Origin of the sequence: Bradyrhizobium sp. HKCCYLRH3073, from assembly GCF_051167995.1 — a bacterium.
Taxonomy (GTDB): Bacteria; Pseudomonadota; Alphaproteobacteria; order Rhizobiales; family Xanthobacteraceae; genus Bradyrhizobium.
In genome coordinates, this window is the sequence record NZ_JBNPUD010000002.1 from 417,361 (window position 1) to 442,282 (window position 24,922).

Annotated in this window: 26 protein-coding genes; 16 read left to right on the forward strand and 10 right to left on the reverse strand. The window is 65.9% G+C overall.

What is annotated here, in order from left to right; all coding sequences use genetic code 11:
- Positions 1–10: 10 nt before the first annotated feature.
- The 3 genes from ACQR1X_RS05800 to ACQR1X_RS05810 all read left to right on the forward strand — a co-directional run bounded on the left by ACQR1X_RS05800 (position 11) and on the right by ACQR1X_RS05810 (position 2,092).
- Positions 11–892 carry a DUF6537 domain-containing protein gene (locus tag ACQR1X_RS05800; RefSeq protein WP_315805184.1) on the forward strand — a complete coding sequence of 294 codons (882 nt, stop codon included), beginning with the start codon at positions 11–13 and terminating at the stop codon, positions 890–892.
- Between the two features lie 317 nt (positions 893–1,209).
- Positions 1,210–1,560, forward strand: a complete 351-nt coding sequence (locus ACQR1X_RS05805) for a DUF3307 domain-containing protein (protein WP_315805268.1) — start codon at positions 1,210–1,212, stop codon at positions 1,558–1,560.
- 139 nt (positions 1,561–1,699) lie between these two features.
- Entirely contained in the window at positions 1,700–2,092 is a 393-nt protein-coding gene (locus ACQR1X_RS05810) for a hypothetical protein (RefSeq protein ID WP_434898495.1), read from the forward strand.
- A 24-nt stretch (positions 2,093–2,116) separates the two neighbouring features.
- Here the strand turns inward: ACQR1X_RS05810 and ACQR1X_RS05815 are convergent, their stop codons facing one another.
- Positions 2,117–2,437: a YkgJ family cysteine cluster protein gene (locus ACQR1X_RS05815; RefSeq protein ID WP_434848588.1), complete on the reverse strand. Its 321-nt coding sequence runs from the start codon at positions 2,435–2,437 to the stop codon at positions 2,117–2,119.
- Positions 2,430–3,128: a helix-turn-helix transcriptional regulator gene (locus tag ACQR1X_RS05820; protein WP_315713748.1), complete on the reverse strand. Its 699-nt coding sequence runs from the start codon at positions 3,126–3,128 to the stop codon at positions 2,430–2,432. Before ACQR1X_RS05820 ends, ACQR1X_RS05815 begins: the two co-directional genes overlap by 8 nt.
- Before the next feature lie 219 nt (positions 3,129–3,347).
- On the opposite strand from ACQR1X_RS05820, the gene ACQR1X_RS05825 reads away from it, so the two are divergent.
- Positions 3,348–4,076 carry a glutathione S-transferase family protein gene (locus ACQR1X_RS05825; protein ID WP_316182870.1) on the forward strand — a complete coding sequence of 243 codons (729 nt, stop codon included), beginning with the start codon at positions 3,348–3,350 and terminating at the stop codon, positions 4,074–4,076.
- Between the two features lie 190 nt (positions 4,077–4,266).
- Here ACQR1X_RS05825 and ACQR1X_RS05830 read toward each other — a convergent pair whose 3' ends face one another.
- Positions 4,267–4,890: a pyridoxamine 5'-phosphate oxidase family protein gene (locus ACQR1X_RS05830; RefSeq protein ID WP_434863940.1), complete on the reverse strand. Its 624-nt coding sequence runs from the start codon at positions 4,888–4,890 to the stop codon at positions 4,267–4,269.
- A gap of 120 nt (positions 4,891–5,010) precedes the next feature.
- Between ACQR1X_RS05830 and ACQR1X_RS05835 the strand changes: the two genes are divergently transcribed.
- A complete protein-coding gene (locus ACQR1X_RS05835) occupies positions 5,011–5,895 on the forward strand; it encodes a LysR family transcriptional regulator (RefSeq protein ID WP_434898496.1) in 885 nt (294 codons plus the stop codon).
- Positions 5,896–5,900: 5 nt separating this feature from the next.
- On the opposite strand, the gene ACQR1X_RS05840 is transcribed toward ACQR1X_RS05835, so the two are convergent.
- Complete coding sequence (locus ACQR1X_RS05840) at positions 5,901–6,314, reverse strand: PaaI family thioesterase (protein ID WP_434898497.1); 414 nt, start codon at positions 6,312–6,314, stop codon at positions 5,901–5,903.
- A 407-nt stretch (positions 6,315–6,721) separates the two neighbouring features.
- On the opposite strand from ACQR1X_RS05840, the gene ACQR1X_RS05845 reads away from it, so the two are divergent.
- The 4 genes from ACQR1X_RS05845 (at position 6,722) to ACQR1X_RS05860 (ending at position 10,200) form a co-directional block, all read left to right on the forward strand.
- On the forward strand, positions 6,722–7,741 hold the full coding sequence (locus ACQR1X_RS05845) for a TRAP transporter substrate-binding protein (RefSeq protein WP_434898498.1): 1,020 nt from the start codon (positions 6,722–6,724) through the stop codon (positions 7,739–7,741).
- A gap of 144 nt (positions 7,742–7,885) precedes the next feature.
- Positions 7,886–8,395, forward strand: a complete 510-nt coding sequence (locus ACQR1X_RS05850) for a TRAP transporter small permease (RefSeq protein WP_315805177.1) — start codon at positions 7,886–7,888, stop codon at positions 8,393–8,395.
- A 6-nt stretch (positions 8,396–8,401) separates the two neighbouring features.
- Complete coding sequence (locus ACQR1X_RS05855; protein ID WP_315805176.1) at positions 8,402–9,721, forward strand: TRAP transporter large permease; 1,320 nt, start codon at positions 8,402–8,404, stop codon at positions 9,719–9,721.
- A complete protein-coding gene (locus ACQR1X_RS05860; protein ID WP_434898499.1) occupies positions 9,721–10,200 on the forward strand; it encodes a DUF3237 domain-containing protein in 480 nt (159 codons plus the stop codon). Before ACQR1X_RS05855 ends, ACQR1X_RS05860 begins: the two co-directional genes overlap by 1 nt.
- Positions 10,201–10,410: 210 nt before the next feature.
- On the opposite strand, the gene ACQR1X_RS05865 is transcribed toward ACQR1X_RS05860, so the two are convergent.
- On the reverse strand, positions 10,411–10,737 hold the full coding sequence (locus tag ACQR1X_RS05865; protein ID WP_315805725.1) for a hypothetical protein: 327 nt from the start codon (positions 10,735–10,737) through the stop codon (positions 10,411–10,413).
- A 923-nt stretch (positions 10,738–11,660) separates the two neighbouring features.
- Here ACQR1X_RS05865 and ACQR1X_RS05870 point away from each other — a divergent pair.
- From ACQR1X_RS05870 to ACQR1X_RS05895, 6 genes are all read left to right on the forward strand, one after another.
- Positions 11,661–12,464: a crotonase/enoyl-CoA hydratase family protein gene (locus ACQR1X_RS05870; RefSeq protein WP_434898500.1), complete on the forward strand. Its 804-nt coding sequence runs from the start codon at positions 11,661–11,663 to the stop codon at positions 12,462–12,464.
- Position 12,465: 1 nt separating this feature from the next.
- Entirely contained in the window at positions 12,466–14,367 is a 1,902-nt protein-coding gene (locus ACQR1X_RS05875; protein ID WP_434898501.1) for a feruloyl-CoA synthase, read from the forward strand.
- A 26-nt stretch (positions 14,368–14,393) separates the two neighbouring features.
- Entirely contained in the window at positions 14,394–15,158 is a 765-nt protein-coding gene (locus ACQR1X_RS05880; protein WP_434846259.1) for an SDR family NAD(P)-dependent oxidoreductase, read from the forward strand.
- Positions 15,159–15,367: 209 nt separating this feature from the next.
- Entirely contained in the window at positions 15,368–15,787 is a 420-nt protein-coding gene (locus ACQR1X_RS05885) for an acyl-CoA thioesterase (protein WP_434898502.1), read from the forward strand.
- A 215-nt stretch (positions 15,788–16,002) separates the two neighbouring features.
- Positions 16,003–17,148 (forward strand): ABC transporter substrate-binding protein, encoded by a 1,146-nt coding sequence (locus ACQR1X_RS05890; RefSeq protein ID WP_315805730.1) that lies wholly within the window; start codon positions 16,003–16,005, stop codon positions 17,146–17,148.
- A gap of 99 nt (positions 17,149–17,247) precedes the next feature.
- The gene (locus ACQR1X_RS05895; RefSeq protein ID WP_434898503.1) at positions 17,248–18,054 is read left to right on the forward strand and encodes a shikimate dehydrogenase family protein; all 807 of its coding nucleotides are present in this window, start codon (positions 17,248–17,250) and stop codon (positions 18,052–18,054) included.
- Positions 18,055–18,083: 29 nt separating this feature from the next.
- On the opposite strand, the gene ACQR1X_RS05900 is transcribed toward ACQR1X_RS05895, so the two are convergent.
- Genes ACQR1X_RS05900 through ACQR1X_RS05910 form a run of 3 tightly spaced genes read right to left on the reverse strand, consistent with a single transcriptional unit; the run spans position 18,084 to position 21,619 of the window.
- On the reverse strand, positions 18,084–18,809 hold the full coding sequence (locus ACQR1X_RS05900) for an ABC transporter ATP-binding protein (protein ID WP_316216437.1): 726 nt from the start codon (positions 18,807–18,809) through the stop codon (positions 18,084–18,086).
- Positions 18,806–20,575 (reverse strand): branched-chain amino acid ABC transporter ATP-binding protein/permease, encoded by a 1,770-nt coding sequence (locus ACQR1X_RS05905; protein WP_316177175.1) that lies wholly within the window; start codon positions 20,573–20,575, stop codon positions 18,806–18,808. The genes ACQR1X_RS05900 and ACQR1X_RS05905 overlap by 4 nt, the downstream gene beginning before the upstream one ends.
- Positions 20,576–20,578: 3 nt before the next feature.
- Entirely contained in the window at positions 20,579–21,619 is a 1,041-nt protein-coding gene (locus ACQR1X_RS05910) for a branched-chain amino acid ABC transporter permease (RefSeq protein ID WP_315805734.1), read from the reverse strand.
- A 196-nt stretch (positions 21,620–21,815) separates the two neighbouring features.
- Here ACQR1X_RS05910 and ACQR1X_RS05915 point away from each other — a divergent pair, with 196 nt between their 5' ends.
- The gene (locus ACQR1X_RS05915) at positions 21,816–22,322 is read left to right on the forward strand and encodes a MarR family winged helix-turn-helix transcriptional regulator (RefSeq protein ID WP_315713766.1); all 507 of its coding nucleotides are present in this window, start codon (positions 21,816–21,818) and stop codon (positions 22,320–22,322) included.
- Between the two features lie 18 nt (positions 22,323–22,340).
- Here the strand turns inward: ACQR1X_RS05915 and ACQR1X_RS05920 are convergent, their stop codons facing one another.
- Together ACQR1X_RS05920 and ACQR1X_RS05925 are read right to left on the reverse strand one after the other, a co-directional pair.
- Positions 22,341–23,621: a glycerate kinase type-2 family protein gene (locus ACQR1X_RS05920; RefSeq protein WP_315805735.1), complete on the reverse strand. Its 1,281-nt coding sequence runs from the start codon at positions 23,619–23,621 to the stop codon at positions 22,341–22,343.
- Between the two features lie 28 nt (positions 23,622–23,649).
- Positions 23,650–24,873 (reverse strand): ABC transporter substrate-binding protein, encoded by a 1,224-nt coding sequence (locus tag ACQR1X_RS05925; RefSeq protein WP_315805736.1) that lies wholly within the window; start codon positions 24,871–24,873, stop codon positions 23,650–23,652.
- Positions 24,874–24,922 lie beyond the last annotated feature (49 nt).

The window sequence follows — 24,922 nt, forward strand, 5'->3', positions numbered from 1 at the left end:
CTGAAGCCCAGTGGAAAGCGTCCGGTCCTCGCTGCGATATCTGTTCGCCGACGTCATCGGCGACGACGATGGCGAGCCGCCTTTTCTGCCTCAGGGCCTGCCTGACGCCGCCGTGCCGACGGTGAGCGATGGCATCCATCTGCTGATGGAGTATCAGGGCGCGAGCTATGCGCAGCTCTACGTCGATCGCATCAAGCGATTCGTGCGCAGATCGAACGTCGATGCCGGCATGCTGTCTCAGATCGCGCAGCTGCTGGCCGCCCGCATGGCCTACGAGGATCCGATCCGGATCGCCCAGCTCAGATTGATCAGCCTCGACATGGGGCAGCGCCCGGGGGGACGCGAGAGCGATGACGTGCGGCGGTTTCGCCTCGACGAACTGATCGGTGCGCTGCCGCAGGCCGTGGCGGAATCGTTGCTGGCAGCCTTCGAGCAGGTCGGCTGGCTGGGCCGGCGCCGGGTCAAGGTCCGCTTCTCGGTTCGATCGCCGCTCGCCATTCGCCGTCTCAAGCTGATGGCCGGCCTGCGGCGCTGGCGGCTGCAGTCGGTGCGCTATGGCGAGGAGCGCGCCTGGGCCGAACGGTGGCTGCACATGATCGCGCGCGCGCTGGACAAGCAGCCTGCGGCGGCGTCCGCCGTGATCGGCACGGCGACCATGATCCAGGGGCAGGGCGACGGCTACCGGCAGGGTCTCGCCGATTGGCATGCCATCATCGATGGCCTGGCCAAGCCCACCTTCGATGGCGTGCTGCCGATCTCGGATCTCGCCTCCGCCATCGCCGAGGCGCGCGCCGTTGCGCTGGCAGAGCCGGGACAGGGCGCGCTGAAGCGGGCCATCGCGCAGATCCGGGCGAGGGCGCTGTCAGCACCGAAGACCGACGCCGCTGAATGAAACGCCGCGACTGCGGCCGGTTCGCAGATGCACGGTGGCGGGTAACCTTACCCCCCGCGGAATTGCCGGGAAGGGTAGCAGGGCGCGATTTGAGGTTCCCTTTCGCGTGCAATTCGCTACCGGAGATGTCATAAGCGTCGCATACGCGTCGAATTGGCCGGGTATTCTCATCAGATTGCGCTGAACGCCTCCAGTTCCCCGTGCGTCCAAGGGTTGGTTCCCAGGGTTGGTTCCAAGGGTTAGTCGTAGCGAGAGCGTCAGCTTTGTCTTTTCCTTCTTTGTCGTCGCAGGTTCCGGTTGGTGCGCTGGTCGGCTGGATGCTGCTGCTGACCTTCAAGCACATCATTGGCGACTTCGTTCTGCAGAACGCCTGGATGGCCTATGGCAAGGACCAACGGAAGGGCTGGGCGCTGCCGCTGTTGGTGCACTGCCTGATCCATCTCGCCGTCGCCATGGTTCTGATCCTGATCGTCGCGCCGAGATTCTGGTTCGTCGCCGTGATCGACTTCGCCATTCACATCACCATCGATCGCATCAAGGGCATCTGCTCGTCGCGGTTCGGCATGAACACCGAGCACCGATGGTTCTGGACCCTGATCGGCGTCGACCAGGCGCTGCATCACCTCACCGGATTCGGGCTCTCGATCTTCATGGCCGCGAACGGCTGAGTCCGGTCGCGGTGCGTCGCGGCGAAGCTGCGCCGACGGCGGCAGCCCCGTGTCAAGCCGGGGGTGGGACGACCGTTCGGTTTGGTTAACCGGACGTTAGCGATTCGCGCCGCATCGTCGCGCCATGGCAATCAAACAGATGCTTCAAAGTCGCGATGCGTTCGACAGCGATTCGTGCCCGGTCGGCGACGAGCTTCTCGGCGAGCTCTACCGTGCCGACGCCAACGGGCTGCCCGCGCTGGTCGAGAGCGTCTCCGCCGATGTGAGGGCCATGCTGGCGCTGTTCTGTTACAGGCGCACGCATCTTCACCCGCTGGCGCTTGCGATTGCATCCACCTGCAGCGAGCAGAACCTGTCGCAGTTCGGCGGCCGGGTCGGATCGGCGCTGTATGCGCAGTCCCGCGGCGGTCGGGCGGGTCCGGCCAGCGCGACCTCGAGCCGCAAGCCGATCTCGCTGTCGACCAAGCCGCTCTCGGTGATGAAGCCGTTCGAGGACGATCTCGACGACAGCCCCGAGCCGGTCACGGCCTGACTCCCCGTCTTCCTGGCCTTTGGCTCAGGCGAGCACGGGCAGCCCGAACTTGCGCCGGGCCATCGCGCATTCGGCGTCACCCGGCATGCAGATGCGGCACACCTCAGGGCGGATCGCGTAGATCCGGCACGAGACCGCGCGCGCGATCTCGCCATCGAGCCCGCAGCAGCGGTCGCCGTCGCAGCGCATGCCCGACAGCCGCTCGTTGACCAGCTCGGCCGGGATCAGGTCGAGGGCTTCATCCTCCTCGATCGTGAAGCGCGGCCAGTTCGACGAATAGGCGCAGCACGCGCCGCAGCTCTGACAGGGGCTGCTGTCAGTCTCGCCAGACACCGGTTCAGACATCCTTGGGAACCTCCCACACCAGGCTGCGCCGCCATTTGGCGCGCAGCGCCTCGCGCCTTTCAGGATATTTGTCGTCGAGATAATCCGCCTCGACGACACGGTCGGTCCTGAAGCTGCGGAAGTCGCGACGCAGCTCGCACCAGGCGGCGAGGATGCGCACCGCGTCATGATAGCCGATCGCGATCGGCCAGATCACGCGCTCGCTGTCGCGGCCCTGCTCGTCGCGATAGCGTAAGCGGATCTTGCGTCCCTCGTGGATCTGCGAGCGCGTGCGTGACATGTCGATGCGGTCCGGCTCGCGCATCCACGGCCGCGGCGCGCGGCTCGCCGGCTCCAGCACGAATGGCCTTAAGCGCTCCGGCACGGTGTCGGCGATCTTGGCCATCAGGTCTTCCGCCGCGCGCGCCAGCACCGGGTCGGCGTTGACCGCGACCCATTGCGCGCCAAGCACCGCCGCCTCGATCTCGTCCGGCGTCAGCATCAAGGGCGGCAGATCGAAACCCTTCTCCAGGATGTAGCCCATGCCGGCCTCGCCGCGGATCGGCACGCGCTGCCCGATCAGGGTGGCGATGTCGCGATAGATCGTGCGCTTCGAGGTCTCGAGCTCGGCCGCGATCGCATCCGCCGTCAATGGGCGGCGCGTGCGTCTCAGCACCTGGATGATCTGGAACAGCCGGTCGGCGCGTCTCATGGTGTGTCCTGCGAGCGGCGAGCACCCCCGCCGATGCTGACAGGATGCTGGCAGCAGCCTGTCCTTATACCGGGCCAACAACGAGATTGAAGGGGTGATGTCGATGATGATGTTTTATGGCCTTGGCCTGGCCACCACGCTACTGCCGCTGCTGACACCATGGTGGCAGCAGCACGTTCGTAGCGTCCGGCGTCTGCTCAGGAAGTCGGGAGTGCTGTCATGATCACATTGTTCGGTTTGGGCGCGGGCTTCGGCCTGCCGGAGATCAGCCCCTTCGTCACCAAGACGGAGGTGCAATTGAAGATGGCGGGCCTCGACTATCGGAAGCAGCGGGCGATGCCGCCGGCGTCGCCGAAGGGGCAACTGCCCTTCATCGACGATGGCGGCGAGCTGATTGCCGATTCGACCTTCATCCGTGCCCACATCGAGCGCAAATACGGCTTCGACTTCGATTCCGGACTCGACGTGCGCGCGCGGGCGCAGGCCTGGGGGTTCGAGCGCATGATCGAGCATCATCTGTATTTCGCGCTGGTCGGGGCGCGCTGGGTCGATCCGGTCAACTTCGCCAAGGGGCCGGCGCATTTCTTCGACGGCGTGCCGGCCGACAAGCGCGAGAAGCTGCGCGAGGACGCGCAGTTTCGTGTCGCCGAGAACTATCTGATCTCCGGGCTCGGCCGGCACGCGCCGGACGAGGACGTCGATCTCGCCGCGCGCTCGCTGCGCGCGCTGTCGGTGCAGCTCGGCGACCGGCCTTATCTGATGGGTGATCGCCCATGCGGCACCGACGCGACCGCGTTCGCCGTCATCGCCGGCATTCTCACGCCGTTCTTCGACTCCGAGCTCCGCCGCAGGACCGAAAGCTTCGGCAATCTCGTCGCCTATGCCGAGCGCATGATGGCGCAGTACTATCCCGAGTTCGATTGGGGCAGGGCGGCCGAGGCCGCCTGAGTTCTTAAGCCCCACCCACGTCATTCCGGGTTCAAGGCCGCAGGCCTTGAACCCGGAATCCCGAGATTGTTTTGCGCTCTACTCATGTCGAGATTCCGGGTTCAATCGCCCGTGCACTACCGCGCACGAACGATTTGCCCCGGAATGACGACCAAGCACAGGTCCACAGTGCTGAAGGCAGAGGACTTCGTCAGAGGGCCTCGCCCTTCAACCGCGTCACCTCCGCCTCCAGCTCCGCGATGCGCGCATCGCGCACGGCCAGCGCTTCCGCGACGTCGGCCGCGTCGAACTTCTGCGGGATGTGCTGCGGGCAGTTGGTGTCCCAGGCGCTGATCGTGAACAGCATGACCTGCTCGGGCCGCGCCTTGTAGCCTCTCGGAATCAGCGAGCCCGTCAGCGCGGCATCATCCTCGACCACTCGCGCCGTCCCCCAGATCTTCACCCGGCGGCGATGCGCGTAGTCCATGACGAAGATGTAGGCGTGCGGGTTCTCCGACAGATTGCCCTGGGTGATGTACTGCCGGTTGCCGCTGAAGTCGGCGAACGCCAGCGTGTGGCTGTCAAGCACCTTGAGAAAGCCCTTCGGTCCGCCGCGATGCTGGATATAGGGCTGGCCGTCGGCCGAGGCGGTCGCGAGATAGAAGCTCGTGGCCTCGGCGAGGCGGCCGGCGAGATCGTCGTCGACCTCGTGGCGAAAGCCGCGGCTCTGCTCCACATGCGCGTAGCTCTCGCGCGACCCCTTGCGGGCCTGGATCGCCTTGACGGCGGGTGAGAACATGACGTCGCCGGGTGCCTGGATGGTTGGCTGGGTCATCGCAATGACTCCTTGTCGCTGCGGCCGTGACTGCCGCCGTGAAGGCAATATGGTCCCAATCCCCCAGGGAAATAATCTGACCAGTTGACATTGGATCGTTGCAGATGTTGCAATAATCCCATGGACCGCATCGATGCCATGCAGGCGTTCGTCACCGTCGCCGAGCTGAACAGCTTCGCACCGGCGGCGCGCCGGCTCAAGCTGTCACCATCGGCGGTCACCCGTTTGGTCGCCGCGCTCGAAGCGCATCTTGGCGTCCGCCTGCTGCAGCGGACGACGCGCTCGGTGACGCTGACCGATTCCGGACGACGCTATCTGGAACGCGCTGGCCGCATCCTGGCCGATCTGGCGGAGGCGGAGCGCGCCGCGGAGAGCGAGCGGCTACAGCCGGTGGGGCGGTTGGTGGTCTCGGCGCCGGTCGGCTTCGGCCGGCTCCATGTCGGTCCGGTCATGGCCGCCTATCTGAGCCGCTATGCCGAGGTCGCGGCCGAGCTGCGCCTCGAGGACCGCCAGATCAATCTGGTGGAGGACGGCGTCGACTGCGCCGTTCGGATCGGCCATCTCGGCGATTCGTCGCTCGTGGCCCGCCAGGTCGGCAGCATGCGCCGGATCGTGGTCGGGGCTCCCGCCTATTTCAAGCTCCATGGTGAGCCGCGGACGCCCGATGCGCTGACGAAGCACCAGACCATCCAGTTCGGCCCGGCCGATGAATGGCGCTTCGTCAGGGAGGGCAGGGAACTGCGGATTGCGGTCAGCCCGCGGCTCGTCACCAACAATGCCGACGCCGCGATCCAGTATGCCGAGGCGGGCGGCGGCGTGACACGGGTGATGGCCTATCAGGCTGCGGACGGCTTGCGCGGCGGCCGCCTCAAGCGGGTGCTGGCGAAATACGAGCCTCCGCCGCTCCCGATCCACATCGTGTTTCCGAGCTCCCGCCTGCTCTCCGCCAAAGTGCGCGCCTTCATCGACCTGATCACCGCAACCTGCGACTGGCGTTTCGACTGACGACGTCACTCCTTCTTCGGCACCACGCGAAACGTCGCGTTCGCCCGCGCGATTACGGCGTCATCCGCCAGCACCAGGCTCTGGACGAAGCAGACGGTGCGTCCGCTCTTGATGACGTCGCTCTCGACGCTGAGCCATTGTCCGATCCCGGCGCTGCCGATGTAGTCGACCGCGAGGTTGATCGTCACCAGCGATGCCTCCCAGCCCAGCGCCTGGGCGCAGCTATAGCCCATCGCATTGTCGGCCAGCGATGCGATCAGGCCGCCATGGATCAGCCCGCGCGAATTGGTGTGCGGCACGGCAAGCCGCAGGCCGAGGATGACGGCCTTGTCGGTTCTCCTGGCATAGAGCGGCTCCCAGGGATCGGTGAACGGGCTCTTGCGGAAATGCGGTTCGAATCCGGCGGGGACGCTGCGCATGCGTGTCTCGATTGTTGCTGGCGATGTCCGCAGTCAACGACGTCTCCGCGCGTTTTGCACCGCCTACAAAGTTTCAAACGTGTTTTGCGCCGATGTTTGAAACGGTGCGCGCCGACGCCGGCGGAGATGGCGCACGATGCCGCAGAGCCGCTCGACCCCTCGTGGCAATTTCGCGGTGTGCCGACGCAGCCGTGCAATTTCGGGTGCACTCAAGATGCTTAACGTGTTAATGAATTGGTCGCGCGGCTGCAACTTTCGTCTGCCAGGCTTGCGCTGGCTGGCGCGATAGGGGCAGGCTCGCGCGTGCCGCGACGGCGGGTCTGCCGTCACGCTTGCAATGATGGTTATATGCTATAACAATGAAGCAAAGGGCCCTCGAAGGCCCATGATGGAAGGAGAGGATCCCGATGAGGAAGACGCTTCTGGCGTTGGCGCTGGCTGCCGGTGTGACCACCCCCGCGCTCGCGCAGGACAAGACGTTCGAGCTGAAGATTTCGCATTGGGTGCCCGCCAGCCATCCGCTGCAGAAGGCGCTGGAGGATTGGGCCGCATCGGTCGAAAAGGCCTCGGGCGGCACCATCAAGGGCAAGGTGTTCCCGGCCCAGCAGCTCGGCAAGGCCTTCGACCATTACGACATGGCGCGCGACGGCATCGCCGATGTCACCTATGTGAATCCCGGCTATCAGCCCGGCCGTTTCCCGATCATCGGCGCCGGCGAGCTGCCGTTCCTAGTCTCCGACGCCAAGGGCGGCTCGGAAGGTCTGGACGCGTGGTACCGCAAATATGCCGAGAAGGAGATGAAGGACGTCAAGTATTGCCTCGCCTTCGTCCACACGCCCTCGGCTTTCCACACCCGCACCAAGAAGGTCGTCGTGCCCGAGGACGTCAAGGGCATGAAGATCCGCCCGGCCGATGCGACGATCGCCAATTTCGTCACCCTGCTCGGCGGCACCAATGTGCAGTCGTCGGCGCCGGAAGTGCGCGACATCATCGAGCGCGGCGTCGCTGACGGCGTCACCTTTCCGGCGGGCTCGCTGGTGCTGTTCGGAGTCGACAAGGTCACGAAGTACCACATGGACGCGCCGTTCTACGTGACGACCTTCGTGTTCGTCATGAACAAGGACAAGTACAACCAGATGTCGGCGATGCAGAAGAAGGCGATCGACGACAATTGCAACACGGAGACCGCCGGCAAGGTCGGCGAGCCCTGGGGCAAGTTCGAGGACGCCGGCGTCGACAAGATCAAGGCCGAGTCCGGCCAGGAGGTCTACAAGCTGACGCCGGAGCAGACCGCTTTGTGGAAGAAGGCCTCCGAGCCGCTGTTCAAGACCTGGGCCGATGGCGTCAAGAAGACCGGCGTCGACGCCGAGGCCGCCATGACCGAGCTGAAGGCCTCGCTCGCCAAGTACAAGGCGCTGGCGCAGTAGCTTCTTCAGACCCAAGCTCTTGCGCGGCGGACGGTGAAATCCCTCTCCCCGTTCTTACGGGGAAAGGGAGTTCACCGCCGGCCGCGCAGCAGCTCGCTCTCGTTCTTCAATCTCCACGCCAAGCCTTTCTGACACGGGGACGCCATGCAGCGCGCCTACATGGACCGGATCATCGATGCGATCGAATGGATCGCGGCGTTCTTCGTCGGCATCGTCGCGCTCGACATCTTCCTGTCGGTGCTGCTCCGCAACACGCTGAACTATTCGATCCCCGATTCCTTCGACATCGGGCGCATGCTGCTCGGCATCCTGATCTTCTGGGGCATCGCTGCGACATCCTATCGCGGCACCCACATCACCGTGGACCTCATCTGGGGCAATGTCGGCCCGCGCTATCAGCGCTGGATCGACATCTTCGCAACGCTGGTGCTGCTGTTCGTCGTCACGGTGCAGACCTGGACCCTGTTCGACAAGGTGCGCGGCACCTATGAGGACAACGTCCTCACCTTCGATCTGCACATGCCGACCTGGCCGTTCTTCGCCATCGCCTGGATCGGCGATGTTTCGGCGGTGCTCCTGATCGCCATCCGGACCTATCGCCTGATCTTCCACCCCGAGGAGATTCATGACCCTCACGTCAAGCCCACGGAGTAGTGCCGCATGAGCACGGATGCGGTTGCCGTCATCGGCTTCGTTGCGCTGTTTGCGCTGATGCTGCTGCGCGTGCCCGTCGGCATGGCGATGGGACTCGTCGGCGTGTCCGGCTTCGCCTATCTCGTCAACGGCACGGCGGCGTTGAAGCTGGTCGGCCAGACCTCGATGCGCACGGTCACGGACTACACGTTCGGCGTGATCCCGATGTTCCTGCTGATGGGAACGTTCGTGTCCAACTCCGGCATGAGCCGCGAGCTGTTCCGCGCCGCCAACGGCTTCGTCGGCCATCTGCGCGGCGGGCTCGGCATCGCCACCGTCGCCGCCTGCGGCGGCTTCGCTGCGATCTGCGGCTCGTCCGTGGCGACCGCCGCGACGTTCTCGGCGGTGGCCTATCCCGAGATGCGCCGCTTCGGCTATCCGCAGTCCTTCGCCACCGGCGTCATCGCCGCGGGCGGCACGCTCGGCGCGATGCTGCCGCCGTCGACCGTGCTCGCCGTCTACGGCATCATCACCGAGCAGGACATCGGCAAGCTGTTCATCGCCGGCATCATCCCCGGCCTGTTGGCGATGACCATGTACATGATCACCATCACGGTGATCGGCCGTGTCAGGCCGGATTTTCTCCCGAAGGGCGAGGCGCCGCCGTGGCGCGAGCGCATCGCGGGCCTGAAAGGCATCTGGGCGCCGGTGCTCCTGTTCCTGTTCGTGATCGGCGGTCTCTATGGTCTGCCGTTCCTGCCGCGCTTCACGCCGACGGAAGCCGGCGGCGTCGGCGCCACCGGCGCATTCCTGATCGGCGTGTTCACCGGCCGGCTCGACAAGGACAAGATCCTGGCTTCGCTGCTGCAGGCCACGCGCACCGCGGCCGCGGTGTTCACCGTGCTGATCGGCGCGCTGATCTTCGGCTACTTCCTGACGGTGACGCAGACGCCGCAGAAGGTGACGGAGTTCCTCACCGGCCTCGGCCTCGGCCCCTACGGGGTGCTGGCGCTGATCATGGTGATGTATCTCGTGCTCGGCTGCCTGATGGATGCGATGGCGATGATCATCCTGACCGTGCCGATCATCTTCCCGGTCATCTCCCATCTCGGCTTCGATCCGATCTGGTTCGGCGTCATCATCGTGATGACCGTCGAGCTCGGCCTGATCCATCCGCCGGTCGGCATGAACGTCTTCGTCATCAAGAGCGTGGTGAAGGACGTGTCGTTCTCGACGATCTTCAAGGGCGTGCTGCCCTTCGTCGTCACCGACCTGATCCGCCTGGTGATCCTGATCGCCTTCCCGCTGCTGGCCACCTGGCTGCCGCAACAGATGATGGCCCGCTGATGACGACCCCGATCCTCGAGACCCGCTACGTCTTCACCCTCACCGTGATGATCGGCGACGTCACCAGTGCCGGCGAGACCGGCATCGGCGTGCGCCGGATCATCCCGATCCATGGCGGCGAGGTGAAGGGCCCCGGCCGCGCCGGTGAGGGCATCAGGGGCAGGATCTGCAACTTCGGCGCCGACTTCCAGGTCATCCGCCCGAACGAGCTGATCGACCTCGAAGCGAAATACGGCTTCGAGACCGACGACGGCGCCACCATCTACGTCGAGAACCGCGGCATCCGCTTCGGGCCGGTCGACCTCTTGCAGAAGCTCAAGCGCGGCGAGCCCGTGGACCCCAAGCTGATCTACTTCCGCACCCATCCGCGCTTCGAGACCGGCCACGAGAGATATCGCTGGCTGATGGAGCACGTCTTCGTCGGCTCCGCCGCGAGGCACGCCGACCGCGTCATCATCGACGTCCACGTGGTGTTGTAGGCCCATCGGCCTGCGTAGTGCGATCGCATCAGGCGGCCTGAGTTTGGCGGTAGCCTGTCGCCACGTCGTCATGGCCGGGCTTGTCCCGGCCATCCACGTCCTCCGGCTGCGGAGAACGACGTGGATGCCCGGGACAAGCCCGGGCATGACGGAGTTATTGGCTGACCGGGTCGTTCGTCGCGACAGCTTCGTATTCGGGAAGGCCGGCGACTAATCCTCGTCGTCCCAATCCGCCGCCCGGCCATAGCCGCCGTGGTCGCAATTGCGATAGCGCTGGGCCGGCACGTAACGGTAGCGCTCGTAGCCGTAGCCGTCATACGCCGCGTCGCGATAGTGCGACCGGTAGACCGGCGCGGGCTCATAGGCTTGCGCTTCCGACGCCAGCGCGCCGCCGACGAGAGCGCCGACCAAGAGACCACCGATAAGCGCCGCGTTGCGGCCGTCATGGGCCTGAGCCGGCGCCACGCCGGCGAGCAGGGTGGTGGTCACGGCGAGCGCGGCGATGCCGCCTGCGAGAGATGTCTTCAGCGAAACCATGATCCCCTCCATTGGGAAGTGTGGTGACGGTAGAGGTTCTACAGCGCGCGCTTTGAAGGCACCCTGAATGCGATGTTGTCGGCCGTTCACTTTGCTGTCGGCCACGCTGCCCGCCGCAACGGCGGTGTCGTCCCTGCGAACGCAGGGACCCATACCGCGGAATCTGTCGGTTGGGCATAACTGGCAGTCCTCATCTCACGAGGGCCGGTGGTTATGGGTCCCTGCGTTCGCAGGGACGACAGCGGAGAGCGGTGAGGCGCCGTTGCCTCCGATCCTTGATTTTTGCAAAACAAAAATATCTTGCGTTTTTCCAGAAGTTGTGATCATATCGCGCCATCCCGTCCCAAGCCGAGGGGCGTAGCGCGCGATCGTCACGACACGCGGGGCGGGGAGCGGTGGCCGCGATCATGTCGCAGCGTGTCTTCGGGCGCGCGGACGAACGATGTGACGCGGACGTGAAATCGCAGCGTCCTGATACCCCGACGCTGGTATCAAGCCGTGATGGCGCCGCAGGCGCTGCGCGGTGATGGTGGCCAAAAAGCCCGGCGCACCAGGGAGACTGCGTATAAGCGTGAAGACCATCGCGCAGGGAAGGCCGGGCGTTCTCGGCTGCACCTGTGGTACCTGCCGCCTGCATTCTTTTCGCAGGCGGGCCGCAGGCGTCAGCCGACGCCTGGCCTTCCCTGCGCCCTCCGCACCGGAGGGTGAACACGATCAGCAAAGCCCCGGGCGTGATTTCGCCGCGGGAATGCCGGATCATGCCATTTGCCTTTGCGCGCAGGCGGGCCTTACCATGCTGCGTCTGGCCGCGCCCCCCGCGGCTTGTTGTTTTGCATCGCACAACATGATGTCGGGCGCCGCTTATTGACTCCCGCGAAGATCGTTATAAAACATAACTATTCTGAACAGGACACAATCAAGCGATGGGAAACGCCGACACCGCCACGCCAGCGGGCGATCCGTCTCTGCTGCAGATCGAACAGCAGGGCGCCGTCCTGACGATCGGGCTCAACCGCCCGGCCAAGCGCAACGCGCTGAATGACGGCATCATCCTCGCCATCGGCGAGCGCTTCACCAGCCTGCCCGACGACGTCCGCTGCGTCGTGATCCACGGCCTCGGCGACAATTTCTCCTCCGGCCTCGATCTCTCCGAATTGCGCGAGCGCGACGCGACCGAGGGCCTGGCGCACTCGCAGATGTGGCATCGCGTGTTCGACCGCATCCAGTATTGCCGCGTGCCGGTGATCGCCGCACTGAAGGGGGCCGTCATCGGTGGCGGTCTCGAGCTCGCCTGCGCCGCGCATATCCGTGTCGCCGAGCCGTCGGCCTACTTCGCGCTGCCCGAGGGCCAGCGCGGCATCTTCGTCGGAGGCGGCGGCTCGGTGCGGCTGCCGCGCCTGATCGGCGTCGCCCGCATGATGGACATGATGCTGACCGGGCGCGTCTATTCCGCGACCGAAGGCTCGTCCTACGGCTTCGCCCAATATCTCGTCGAGGCCGGTGCCTCGATGACCAAGGCCATGGAGTTGGCCGCCAAGATCGCGGGTAACGCGCCGCTGACGAATTTCGCGGTGCTGCAGGCGCTGCCGATGATCGCGGAGGCCAATCCGCAGACCGGCCTGCTGATGGAATCGCTGATGGCCACCGTCGCGCAGAGCGACAAGGAGGCCAAGAGTCGCATCCGCGCCTTCCTCGATCACAAGACCGCCAAAGTGAAGCCGACGTGACATGACCACACAAACAATAAGAAGCACACAGGGAGGAACGGACGACACGGCGCGCACCGCCAGTGTTCATCCGTTGCGCGCGATCTCGTTCAACGATCCCGCGGTCACCGTCGATCGCCGCGACGACGGCACCATCTATCTCCGTCCGAAGCAGCCGCTCGGCGACTATCCGCAGCGGATCACGGATCGGCTGCATCACTTCGCCAAAGCCACACCAGAGCGCGTGTTCATGGCCGAGCGCGTCGGGCCCGAGGGCTGGCGCGAGCTGACCTATGCCACGCTGCTGGCGGCGAGCCGGCACATCGCGTCGGGGCTGCTCGCGCGCGGGCTGTCGCCGGACCGACCGGTCATGATCCTGTCGGGCAATTCGATCGACCATGCGCTGGTCGCGTTCGGCGCGCTCTATGCCGGCGTGCCGTTCTGTCCGGTGTCGCCGGCCTATTCGCTGGTGTCGCGCGACTACGGCAAGCTCGCCTACCTGATGAAGCTGCTAACGCCGGGCCTCGTCTTCGTCGACGACGCCGACAAGTTCGCCGACGCGCTCATCGCCAACGTACCCGAAGGCGCCGAGATCGTGGCGTCGTTCGGCTCGGTGCCGGGCCGCAAGATCACGATGCTCGCCGATCTGATCGCATCGCCGCTGTTTCCTGGCCTCGACGCCGCCCATGACAAGATCGGCCCGGACACGATCGCGAAATTCCTGCTGACCTCGGGCTCGACCGGCAATCCGAAGGCCGTGATCAACACCCAGCGGATGATCTGTGCCAACCAGGTGATGATCCGCGAGACGCTCGCCTTCCTGAAGGACGAGCCGCCTGTGATCATCGACTGGCTGCCCTGGAATCACACATTCGGCGGCAACCACAACATCGGCCTGACCCTGTTCAACGGCGGCTCGATGTATCTCGACCAGGGCAAGCCGGTGCCCGGCGGCATCGAGGAGACCGTGCGAAACCTGCGCGAGATCTCGCCGACGGTCTATTTCAACGTCCCCAAGGGCTACGAGTCGCTGCTGCCCTATTTCCGCGAGGACCCGGCGCTGCGGAAGTCCTTCTTCCAGCGGCTGCACGCGATGTTCTTCTCCGGCGCCGCACTGGCGCCGCATGTCTGGAACGAGCTCGACGAACTCTCGGTGGCCGAGACGGGCACTCGCGTGCCGATGCTGACGGGCCTCGGCTCCACCGAGACCGCACCGTTCTTCATGTCGGTCAATCCGCGCACCAGCCGCTCCGGCCATGTCGGCCTGCCCGTCTCCGGCAACGAGGCCAAGCTCGTTCCCAACAACGGCAAGATGGAAGTGCGCGCCAAGGGGCCGAACGTGACGCCGGGCTATTGGCGCCTGCCGGAGGTCTCGGCCGCGGCCTTTGATGACGAAGGCTACTACAAGATGGGCGACGCGCTGAAGCCCGTCGATCCCGACGACTTCAATGCCGGCTTCGATTTTGACGGTCGTGTTGCCGAGGACTTCAAGCTGGCGAGCGGCACCTGGGTTTCCGTCGGCCCGTTGCGGGCCCGCTTCGTGGCTGCGTGCGCGCCGCTGGCGCGCGACGTGATCATCGCCGGCATCAACCGCGACGAGATCGCGGCCATCGTCGTGCTCGATCTCGATGGTTGCCGCCTGATCAACGCGACCTTGCCGTTCGACGACCTCGCCGCCACGGCGGCCGATCCGCTGATCATCGAGGCCTTCCGTCAGCGCTTCGCAAAATTCCTGCAGACCGCGACCGGCTCGTCGACGCGGATCACGCGCGCCGTGCTGCTCGGCGAGCCGCTGTCGATCGACAAGGGCGAGGTCACCGACAAGGGATCGATCAACCAGCGCGCCGTGCTGGAGAACCGCAAGGACCTGATCGAACGCATCTACGCCGCGACGCCGGACGACGACATCATCATCGCCGGCTGATCGACGCATCCAAGGGAGAAACGACAATGTTGTTGAAGGATCAGGCCGCCATCGTCACCGGCGGCGCCTCCGGCCTCGGGGCCGCCACCGCCCGCAAGCTCGCCTCGCAGGGCGCCAAGGTCGCCGTGTTCGACCTCAACGCCAAGCTGGCGGCCGAGGTCGCCGCTGAGATCAAGGGCGTCTCGGTGGTCTGCGACGTCTCTGACGCCGCGGGCGCCGAAGCCGGCGTCGCCGAGGCGGTCAAGGCGCTCGGGCAGCAGCCGCGCGTGCTGGTGAACTGCGCCGGCATCGGCGTCGCCAAGCGCGTCGTCGGCCGCGACGGCCCGATGCCACTGGCCGATTTCGAGAAGGTCATCAAGGTCAACCTGATCGGCTCGTTCAACATGCTGCGCCTGGTCACCAACGGCATGACCAAGCTGGAGCCGCAGGCGACCGGCGAGCGCGGCGTCGTCATCAACACCGCGTCCGTTGCCGCCTATGACGGCCAGATCGGACAGTCGGCCTATTCGGCCTCCAAGGGCGGCATCGTCGGCATGACTCTGCCGATCGCGCGCGAGCTCGCACAGTTCGGCATTCGCGTGCTGACCATCGCGCCCGGCCTGTTCCTGACGCCGCTGCTCGCCAACCTGCCGCAGGAGGCCCAGGACTCGCTCGCCGCCGCGATCCCGTTCCCGCGCCGTCTCGGCCACGCCGACGAGTTTGCCGCGCTGGCGCTGCACATGGTCGAGAACGCCTACCTCAACGGCGAAGTCGTCCGCCTCGACGGCTCGCTGCGCATGGCGCCGAAGTGAGACATCGTCATTGCGAGGAGCGAAGCGACGAAGCAATCCAGAGTCCCGACCGGGCCCTGGATTGCTTCGCTGCGCTCGCATTGACGGAGAGAAACGTAGGGTGGGCAAAGCGCAGCGTGCCCACCGCCGATGAAAATGGTGGGCACGGCGCTCCGCGCCTTTGCCCACCCTACGGACCGCTACCGGCGACGAAGTGAGGCTTTCAAAGTATGTTCGTCAACCGCCGCGACGTGCAGATCCAGTGGGGCGACTGCGATCCCGCCAACATCGTCTACTACCCGCGCTACTTCGCGATGTTCGACGATGCGACCTCCGTCATGTTCGAGGCGGCCGGGTTCTCCAAGCAGGACATCGTCCGTCGCTACGGCCTGGTCGGCATCCCCATGGTCGACACCCGCGCCAAGTTCTACATCCCATCGACCTATGGCGACTGGATCACGATCGAGAGCCGGATCGAGAGCATCAAGCGCTCGTCCTTCGACGTCACCCATAAGGTGTTCAAGGGCGAGGCGCTGGCGATCGAGGGATTCGAGACCCGGGTGCTGGTCGGGCGCGATCCGGCCGACCCGGACAAGCTGAAATCGGCGCCTTTCCCGGAGGAGATGCGAGCCAAGTTTCTCGGGGAATGAGGCGCGGAAATGGGTGCGACATGCGACCGTCTTAAGGATGTTCAGCTGTCATGCTTTGGTCGACTGGTGAGGAGTGATCTTCTCGTGTTCAATGCTATGATCACGTTTGGACACATATCGGCCGGCCGTGTTGGAAGGCGCCCCGGACACGGGGCGGGACTGCAAACAGGATCGGCGGATCACGAGCTGAACCGAAAAGATCAAGGGAGGATTTTATGAGGAAGGCCTATCTGGCGGCGGCAGGCGTCATCGCGATGCTCGCAGCTGCTCCTGCGCTGGCGCAGACCAGCGAGATCACCATCGGCATCACCACGACCACGACGGGGCCGGGCGCGGCGCTCGGCATCCCCGAGCGCAATGCGCTCGAGTTCGTGCCGAAGGAGATCGGCGGCGTGCCGCTCAAGGTGATCGTGCTCGACGATGGCGGCGATCCGACCACGGCGACGACGAATGCGCGCCGCTTCGTGACGGAGTCGAAAGCCGACATCATCATGGGCTCGGCGCTGACGCCGCCGACCATCGCGGTGTCCAACGTCGCCAACGAGGCCGGCATTCCGCATTTCGGCCTGGCGCCGTTCCCGGTCACGCCTGAGCGGATGAAATGGTCGGTGGTGATGCCGCAGCCGGTGCCGATCATGGGCAAGGTGCTGTACGAGCACATGAAGGCGCACAACATCAAGACCGTCGGCTACATCGGCTACTCCGACTCCTACGGCGATCTCTGGTTCAACGATCTGAAGAACCAGGCGGTGCCGATGGGCATCACGATTGCCGACGAGGAGCGGTTCGCGCGCCCCGATACGTCGGTCACCGGCCAGGTGCTGAAGCTGGTCGCCGCCAATCCGGACGCGATCCTGGTCGGCGCCTCCGGCACCGCGGCGGCGCTGCCGCAGACCGAGCTGCGCGAGCGCGGCTACACCGGCCTGATCTATCAGACCCACGGCGCCGCGAGCATGGACTTCATCCGCATCGCCGGCAAGGCGGCGGAGGGCGTGATCATGGCCTCCGGCCCGGTGATGTCGCCGGAGACGCAGGACGACAGCGCGCTGACCAAGAAGCCCGGCCTCGAGCTGAACAAGGCCTATGAAGCCAAGTATGGCCCGAACAGCCGCAGCCAGTTCGCCGGTCACTCCTTCGATGCGTTCGAGATCCTCAAGCGCGTCATCCCGGTGGCGCTGAAGACCGCCAAGCCCGGCACGCCGGAGTTCCGCGAAGCCATCCGCCAGGCGCTGATGACCGAGAAGGACATGGCGGCCTCGCAGGGCGTCTACAACTTCACCGAAAAGGATCGCTCGGGCCTCGACGACCGCTCCCGCATCATCCTGACCGTGAAGGACGGGAAGTACGTCCCGGCGAAGTGAGCCGCGAGACCATAGCTTCTGATTGAGAAAGGCCGGCTCCGTGAGCCGGCCTTTCGGCCATTTGGACGAGGATCTTTGTAGTTTTCCGAGAGGCCCGCCATGATCCCAGCCCCCACCGGCGCCACAAGGCTCCACATCATCATCGGCGATCCGATCGCACAGGTGCGTGCGCCGGCCGGCGTGAGCCAGGCGTTTGCCGAGCAGGGCAGCGATGCGATCCTCGTCCCGGTCCAGGTCGCGCCGGGCGATCTCGCGGACTTCCTGGCGGCAATGACTCGGGTCAGGAATCTCGACGGCATCGTCGCGACGATCCCGCACAAGTTCGCCTGCTACCGCGCCTGCGCGACCGCCACCGAGCGTGCGCAGTTCATCGGCGCCGTCAACTTGATGCGGCGTGGTGAAAGCGGCGGGTGGCACGGTGACATGGTCGATGGCCTCGGCTTCGTCGGCGCGGCGAAAGCCAAGGACTTCGATCCCGCAGGCTGCCGGGCGTTGCAGATCGGCGCGGGCGGAGCGGGTTCGGCGATTGCGCTGGCGCTGATCGATGCCGGCGTGCGCGAGCTTGCCATTCACGACAGCGATCCCGGACGCCGCGATGTGCTGATCGCGCGCCTCAACGAGCGGGGCAAAGGCCGCGCCGTTGTCGGCGGCACCGATGCCAGCGGCTTGGACCTGGTCGCGAATGCGACGCCGGCGGGCATGCAGCCCGGCGATCCCTTGCCGGTCGACATGGCGACCGTCAGCCCGTCGACCTATTGCGGCTGCGTGATCACCCGGCCGGAGGTGTCGCCGTTCATCGCCGCTGCGCGCCAGCGCGGCTGCCTGACGGCGACCGGCACCGACATGTACCGGGCGCTGGAGCGCGTGATGGTCGATTTCCTGCTGTCGAAGGAGGCGCCCTCCTGAAGCAGCGCCTCACCCCATCGACATCAGGCTCAGCTCGCAGCCGCCTCGGCGAAGCCGAGATAGCTCGCCGCCACGCGCTCGTCGGTGGCGATCTCGCTGGCCTTGCCGTTGAGCACGAACTCGCCGAGCTCCATGACATAGGCGCGGTCGGCGACCTTGAGCGCGGCCTTGGCGTTCTGCTCGACCAGCAGCACCGAGACGCCTTCCTGGCGCAGCCTGGCGACGATCTCGAAGATGCCGGCGACGATGATCGGCGCCAGACCGAGGCTGGGCTCGTCCAGCATCAGCATCTTCGGCGCGCCCATCAGCGCCCGGCCCATCGCCAGCATCTGCTGCTCGCCGCCGGAGAGCGTGCCGGCAAGCTGCTTGCGCCGCTCCTTGAGCTTCGGAAACAGCGTGTAGACGTGCTCGAAGCCGCGCGCGGCGTGCGCCTTGCTCATGCGGAACGCGCCGAGCTGCAGATTGTCCTCGACGTTCATGGTGGCGAACAGCTCGCGATGCTCCGGCACCAGGCACAGTCCACGCGCGACGCGGTCCTCGATCTCATAGCGTGCCAGGTCCTCGCCCAGGAAGGAGACGCGGCCCTTCAGCGGAAACACGCCCATGATGGCGCTGAGCAGCGTAGTCTTGCCGGCGCCGTTGGCGCCGATGATGGTGACGATCTCGTTCTCGGCGACGGTCAGCGAGACCGATCTGACAGCCTCGACCTTGCCGTAGGAGACGTGGACGTCGGCGACTTCCAGCAAGGTGCTCATGCAGCGGCTCCGAGATATGCCTTGATCACCTCGGGATTGGTCTTGATCGCGGCTGGTGTGCCCTCGGCGATCTTGGTGCCGAAATCGAGCACCACGATGCGGTCGGCGAGATCCATGACAAATCCCATGTCGTGTTCGACCAGCAGCACCGACATGCCGCCGGCGCGGAGGTCGCGCAGCAGCGCGCCGAGGCGCTGCTTCTCCATGTGGCGCAATCCCGCGGCCGGCTCGTCGAGCAAGAGCAGCATCGGATCGACGCACAGCGCGCGGGCGATCTCGACGATGCGCTGCTGGCCGAGAGACAACGAGCCAGCAAGCTGGTGCATCTGGTCGCCGAGCCCGACGCGCTCGATCTGGCGCGCGGCTTCCGCGAGCAGCTTGGCCTCGTCGGCGCGATCGAGCCGGAACATGCTGGTAAGCGCATTGGAATGGCCGCGCAGATGGGCGCCGATCGCGACGTTCTCCAGCACCGTCATGTCCGGCACCAGCTTGACGTGCTGGAAGGTGCGGGAAATGCCGAGCTTGACGACGTCCTGCGGCGGGGCGTTGCCGACGGCCTTGCCGAGCACCGAGATGTTGCCGGAGGTCGGCGGCAGCACGCCGGTGATCAGGTTGAAGGTCGTGCTCTTGCCGGCGCCGTTCGGGCCGATCAGCGCGACGATCTCGCGGGCCTGGACGTCGAAGGAGACGTTGTTGACCGCAACCACGCCGCCGAACTGCTTTCGCGCGTTGTCGACCTGCAGCAGGACGTTGGGCGTCGTCGCGGACCGCTCGCGGGCCGGCAGCTTGATTGTGGTGTCCGGCTTCTTCGCCAGCGGCTTGAACGGCAGGCGCGCCGTCAGCCACGGCCACAGGCCGGTCGGAGCGAGCTGGAGGAGCGTCACGAGCAGGATGCCGAACACGATGGTCTCGAGCTGGCCCTCGCCATGCAGCAGCAGCGGGAGGTAGCTTTGCAGGACCTCCTTCAGCACAACGACGATCGCAGCACCCAGCACGCCGCCCCAGACATAGCCGGCGCCGCCGACGACGGCGACGAACAGATATTCGATGCCGGCCTGGGCGCCGAACGGCGTCGGGTTCACGGCGCGGGTGAAGTGCGCATAGAGCCAGCCCGAGAGGCCGGCGAGCACGGCGGCATAGATGAACACCAGCAGCTTGGCGCGGGGTGCGTAGACGCCGAACGCTTCCGCCGCGATGTGGCCGCGGCGCAGGGCGCGAATGGCGCGGCCGGTGCGGGAGTCCAGCAGGTTCATCGTCAGCAGCGCAGAGATCAGAACGGCGGCCCAGATCGCGAAATAGATCGTGCCGGGATCGAGCATCTTGAGGCTGCCGATCGACAGCGGCGGGATGCCGGAGATGCCGTCATTGCGGCCGAGGAAGGCAAGCTTGCTGAAGAGATAATAGAGGCCGAGACCCCAGGCCAGCGTGCCGAGCGGCAGATAGTGGCCGGACAGCCTGACCGTGACGAGGCCGAGCAGCACCGCGGCGAGGCCGGAGACCAGCAGCGACAGTGGCAAGGTCAGCCAGGGCGAGATGCCATACTGCGCCGAGAGCACCGCGGTCGTGTAGGCGCCGAAGCCGACGAAGGCGGCCTGGCCGAACGAGGTGAGGCCGCCGACGCCGGTCAGCAGCACCAGGCCCATCGCGACCAGCGCGGACAGGCCGATATTGTCGAGCAGCACGATCCAGAACGGCGGCATGCCCGGAATGAACGGGATCGCCGCAACGATGACGGCAAAGATGATGAGAGGCCAACGCTCGCGCACGGCTCAATCCTTCTCTTCTTCGACCGCGGGCGCGGCGAGCGAACGCAGCAGCAGGACCGGGATCAGCAGCGTGAAGACGATCACTTCCTTGAAGTTCGAGGCGTAGAACGAGGAGAACGCCTCGACGATGCCGACGACGAGCGCGGCGACGGCGGTCAGGGGATAGCTGATCAGGCCGCCGATGATCGCGGCGATGAAGCCTTTGAGGCCGATCAGGAAGCCGGTGTCGTAATAGAGCGTCGTGATCGGGACGATCAGGATGCCCGAGAGCGCGCCGATGCTGGAGGCCAGCAGGAAGGCGATCTGGCCGGACAGCGTGGTGCGGATGCCGACGAGGCGGGCGCCGAGCCGGTTGACGGCGGTGGCGCGCAGCGCCTTGCCGTAGAGGGTCAGGCCGAAGAACAGCCAGAGGCCGACGATGAAGGCGATGGTGATGCCGTAGACCGCCATGCCCTGTCCGGTAAAGCGCAGCGAGCCGAGCGTCGCGCTGGCATTCAGCAGCGTCGGGCCACGCTGGCCTTCGGCGCCGAAGAACAGCAGGCCGAGGCCCTGCAGCGCCAGGTGAACGCCGACCGAGGCGATCAGCAGCACCAGCACCGAGGTGTGCGCGAGCGGCTGGAACACGATGCGGTAGAGCGACAGGCCGATGCTGGCCACGATCAGCAGCGACAGCACCAGGCTGACGCCGGCGGGCATGCGCTGGTTCGCCGCCCACATGCTGGCGAGCAGAATGGCCACCGGGAGGACCACGTTGAGGCCGAAGGTGCGCGCGATCTTCGGCGCGTGCAGCGTCTTGCGCATGGCGTAAAGGTCGAAGGCGAAGGCCGCGAGCCCGATCACGACGGCGAGCTTCGCCGTGCCCGGCATTTGGCCGGCAGCGAGCGAGGCATAGGTGAGGGCGCCGTAGGTGACGAATTCGCCCTGCGGGATCAGGATCACCCGGGTGACGGCAAACACCAGCACGAGCGCCAGCCCGAGCAGCGCGTAGATCGCGCCATTGGTAATGCCGTCCTGCAACAGGAACAGCAGGATCGTTGTGTTCAAGACCGGACGCTCCCCCTCTGTGGTGACCGGATGCGGGCGACGCCATGCGCCGTCCGCAGGTCGGGGCAGTTGAATTGGGCTGCCCGTGTTTGATATAGTGGATAACAATTATCGATTATAATCTCAAGGCCGCTGTTCCGGCTGCGGCGTTCGAGACCAGGGATGGAAGCAAATGCGATGAATTTGGCGGACCGTGATGGCCGATAGCGCCAAGCCCGTCAGCAAGAGGGAAAGCCGCAAGGAAGCTGCCGTAGCGGCCGATGAGACGCAAGCGGTCCAGCTCGGCGAGCTGTCGGATCTGCTTGGCTATGTGCTGAAACGGGCGCAGTTGAAGGTGTTCGAGGACTTCCTGCGCTGCGTCGCGCCGCTGCAACTGACGCCGGCCCAGTTCTCGGTGCTGCTGCTGCTCGACGCCAATCCGGGCCGGAACCAGACCGAGATCGCCAACACCCTGGGCATCCTGCGGCCGAACTTCGTGTCCCTGCTGGACAGCCTCGAGAGCCGCGACCTGTGTGCGCGAGTGCGTTCGGCCAACGACCGGCGCTCGCACATCCTGATGCTGACCGAGAAGGGCCGCGCCGTGCTGGCCCGCGCCAAGAAGCTGGTGGTGTCGAAGCACGAGGCGCGGCTCAACGAGCTGCTGGGCCCGGATGGGCGCGACGCGCTACTGGCGATGCTCACCAAGATCGCGGAGGAGTTCTGAAGGACGCAGGCGCGCCCCTCAATCGACCAGGATGACCCTGACGTCGTTCACGTTGGTGAGCGTCGGTCCGGTCTGCAGCAGGCCGCCGGTCGCGGCGAAAAATGCGGTGGCGTCGTTGTTGGCGAGATAGGCCTGCGGATCCAGCCCCTGCGCCCGCATCGCGGCGATGACCTCGGCATCGACAAGCGCACCGGCCGGATCGGAGGCGCTGCCGCCGCCGCCATCGGCGCCGTCGGTGTCGCCGGCGAGCGCCGCTATGCCCTCCATGTCCTTGAGGAGGTCGGCGAGCGCCAAGGCATATTCCTGGTTCGGGCCGCCGCGGCCCTGGCCGCGCACCGTCACGGTGAGCTCGCCGCCGGAGATGATCGCCATGCGGCGGCCGAGCGCGCGGGCCTCGCGCGCCAGCTTGGCGTGATCGGCCGCGACATCGCGGGCCTCACCCTCGAGATCGGCGCCGAGATCGAGCACGTCGTAGCCCGCCGCCTTGACGCTGGCCACGGCGGCCTCGAGCGAGCTGGCGGGGCGCGCGATCAGCTCGAACGAGGCGCGGGCGAAGGCGGCATCGCCGGGCTTGCAGCTCTCATTGGCGGCATCATCGAGCGCCCGGCTGATCGCCGGGTCGACCTCGAGCTTGTATTTGGCGACGATGCCGCGGGCATCGGCCAGCGTGGTCGGATCGGGCACCGTCGGACCCGATGCGATCGCCGAGGGATCGTCATGCGGCACGTCGGAGATCGCCAGGGTCACGATCTCGGCCTTCTGCCCGGCCCGCGCCAGCCGGCCGCCCTTGATCCGCGACAGATGCTTGCGGACCGTATTCATTTCGCCGATCGGTGCGCCCGAGCGGAGCAGCGCGCGGGTCAGTTGCTGCTTCTGCGCGAAGCTGACGCCGTTCACCGGCGCGACCCAATTGGCGGACCCACCACCGGAGAGCAGCACCAGCATCAGGTCGCCGGGCTCGGCGGTTGCCGCCAGTTGCAGCGTCTCGTCGGCGGCCTTCAGCCCGGCCTCGTCTGGCATCGGATGTCCGGCCTCGATGACCTTCACCCGCCGGGTCGGCACGCCATGGCCATGGCGGGTGGTTGCGATGCCGGTCAGCTTCGCGGGATCGAATCCCAGCGTGTCCAGGTAGTGGCGCTCGGCCGCGACCGCCATCGCGGCCGCGCCCTTGCCGGCGGCGAGACAGATGATTCGTCCTTTGGGAGCCGCCGGCAGGAATGCCGGCAGCACCATGTCAGGATGCGCCGCGGCGACCGCGGCATCGAAGATCGCGCGCAACAACGGACGGCGGCTGGTCATGCGGCGCCGCCCGCGTGCCGTGCGCAGCCTATTTCAGTTCGCCGCTCATGACCTCGCCGAACAACTGCCAGCGCTCGCCCTTGAACTGCATCAGCTGCAGCTGCTCGATCGGCTGGAAGTCGTCCGGACCGGTGGTCAGCGTGATGCCGGGCAACAGCCCGCCCTGCGCAAACTGCTTCAGGCTTGCCGCCTGCTTCATGACATTGGCGCGGGTCAGTTCGTCGCCGCATCGCTTCAGCACCTCGACCATCGTGGTGGCGATGTTGTAACCGGTCAGCGCCGACGAATCCACGGGGTTGATCTCCGGCAGATATTTGGCGAGCAGTTCCCTGAACGCGCCGAGACCGGGGTCGTTGGCCCATTGCGGATCGGAGGCATCCTTGGCATAGGCGGCCGAGATCACCCCTTGCGAGTTCTCGACGCCGGCCGGCCGCATCACGGCCGCGGTCGAGGCGCTGACGTTCGAGATGATGGTCAGCGGCTTCCAGTTCATCTCGCCGAGCTTCTTGATCGCCTGGGCGCCGGACTTCGGTGTGGTGAACAGCACGACGATGTCGGGATTGGCCGACTTCATCTTGACGATGTGCGACTCGACCGTGGGTTCGGCGATCTCATAGCTCTCCTCCAGCACGACGCGGGAGGTGTCGCCAAGGCCGTCCTTGAGACCCTTCAGATAGTCCTTGCCCATGTCGTCGTTCTGGTAGAGCACCGCGATCTTGCCGGTCGGCTGCTGCGCGGTGAGGTATTTGGCGTAGATGCGGGCTTCCGACTGATAGCTCGGCAGCCAGCCCATGGTCCACGGATTGGTCTTGGGCTCGTTCCACTTGGTGGCGCCGGTCGCGACGAACAGCTGCGGCACCTTCTTGGCGTTCATGTATTTCTGGATCGCCGTGTTGGGCGCAGTGCCGAGCACGCCGAACAGGAACAGCACCTCGTCGCTCTCCACCAGCTTGCGTGCCTGCTCCACCGTCTTCGGCGGCGAATAGGCGTCGTCGTACGAGATGAAATTGATCCTGCGGCCGTTGATGCCGCCCTCATCATTGACCTTCTTGAACACAGCCGACATCGCCTTGCCGACCGAGCCGTAGGCCGAGGCCGGGCCGCTATAGGGCACGATGTTGCCGATCTTGATCTCGGTGTCGCTGGCGCCGGTGTCGTATTTCTTGTCGGCATAGGCGCTGCCGGCAGCGGCGCCAACCAAGGCGAGGCCGAGCAGGCTGGAGAGCGTGCGGCGGGTGAGGGCAGTGGTCACGTGGGGACTCCTTCTCGGCCTTGGAGCTTGGCCTTGTTGTTGGATTCGC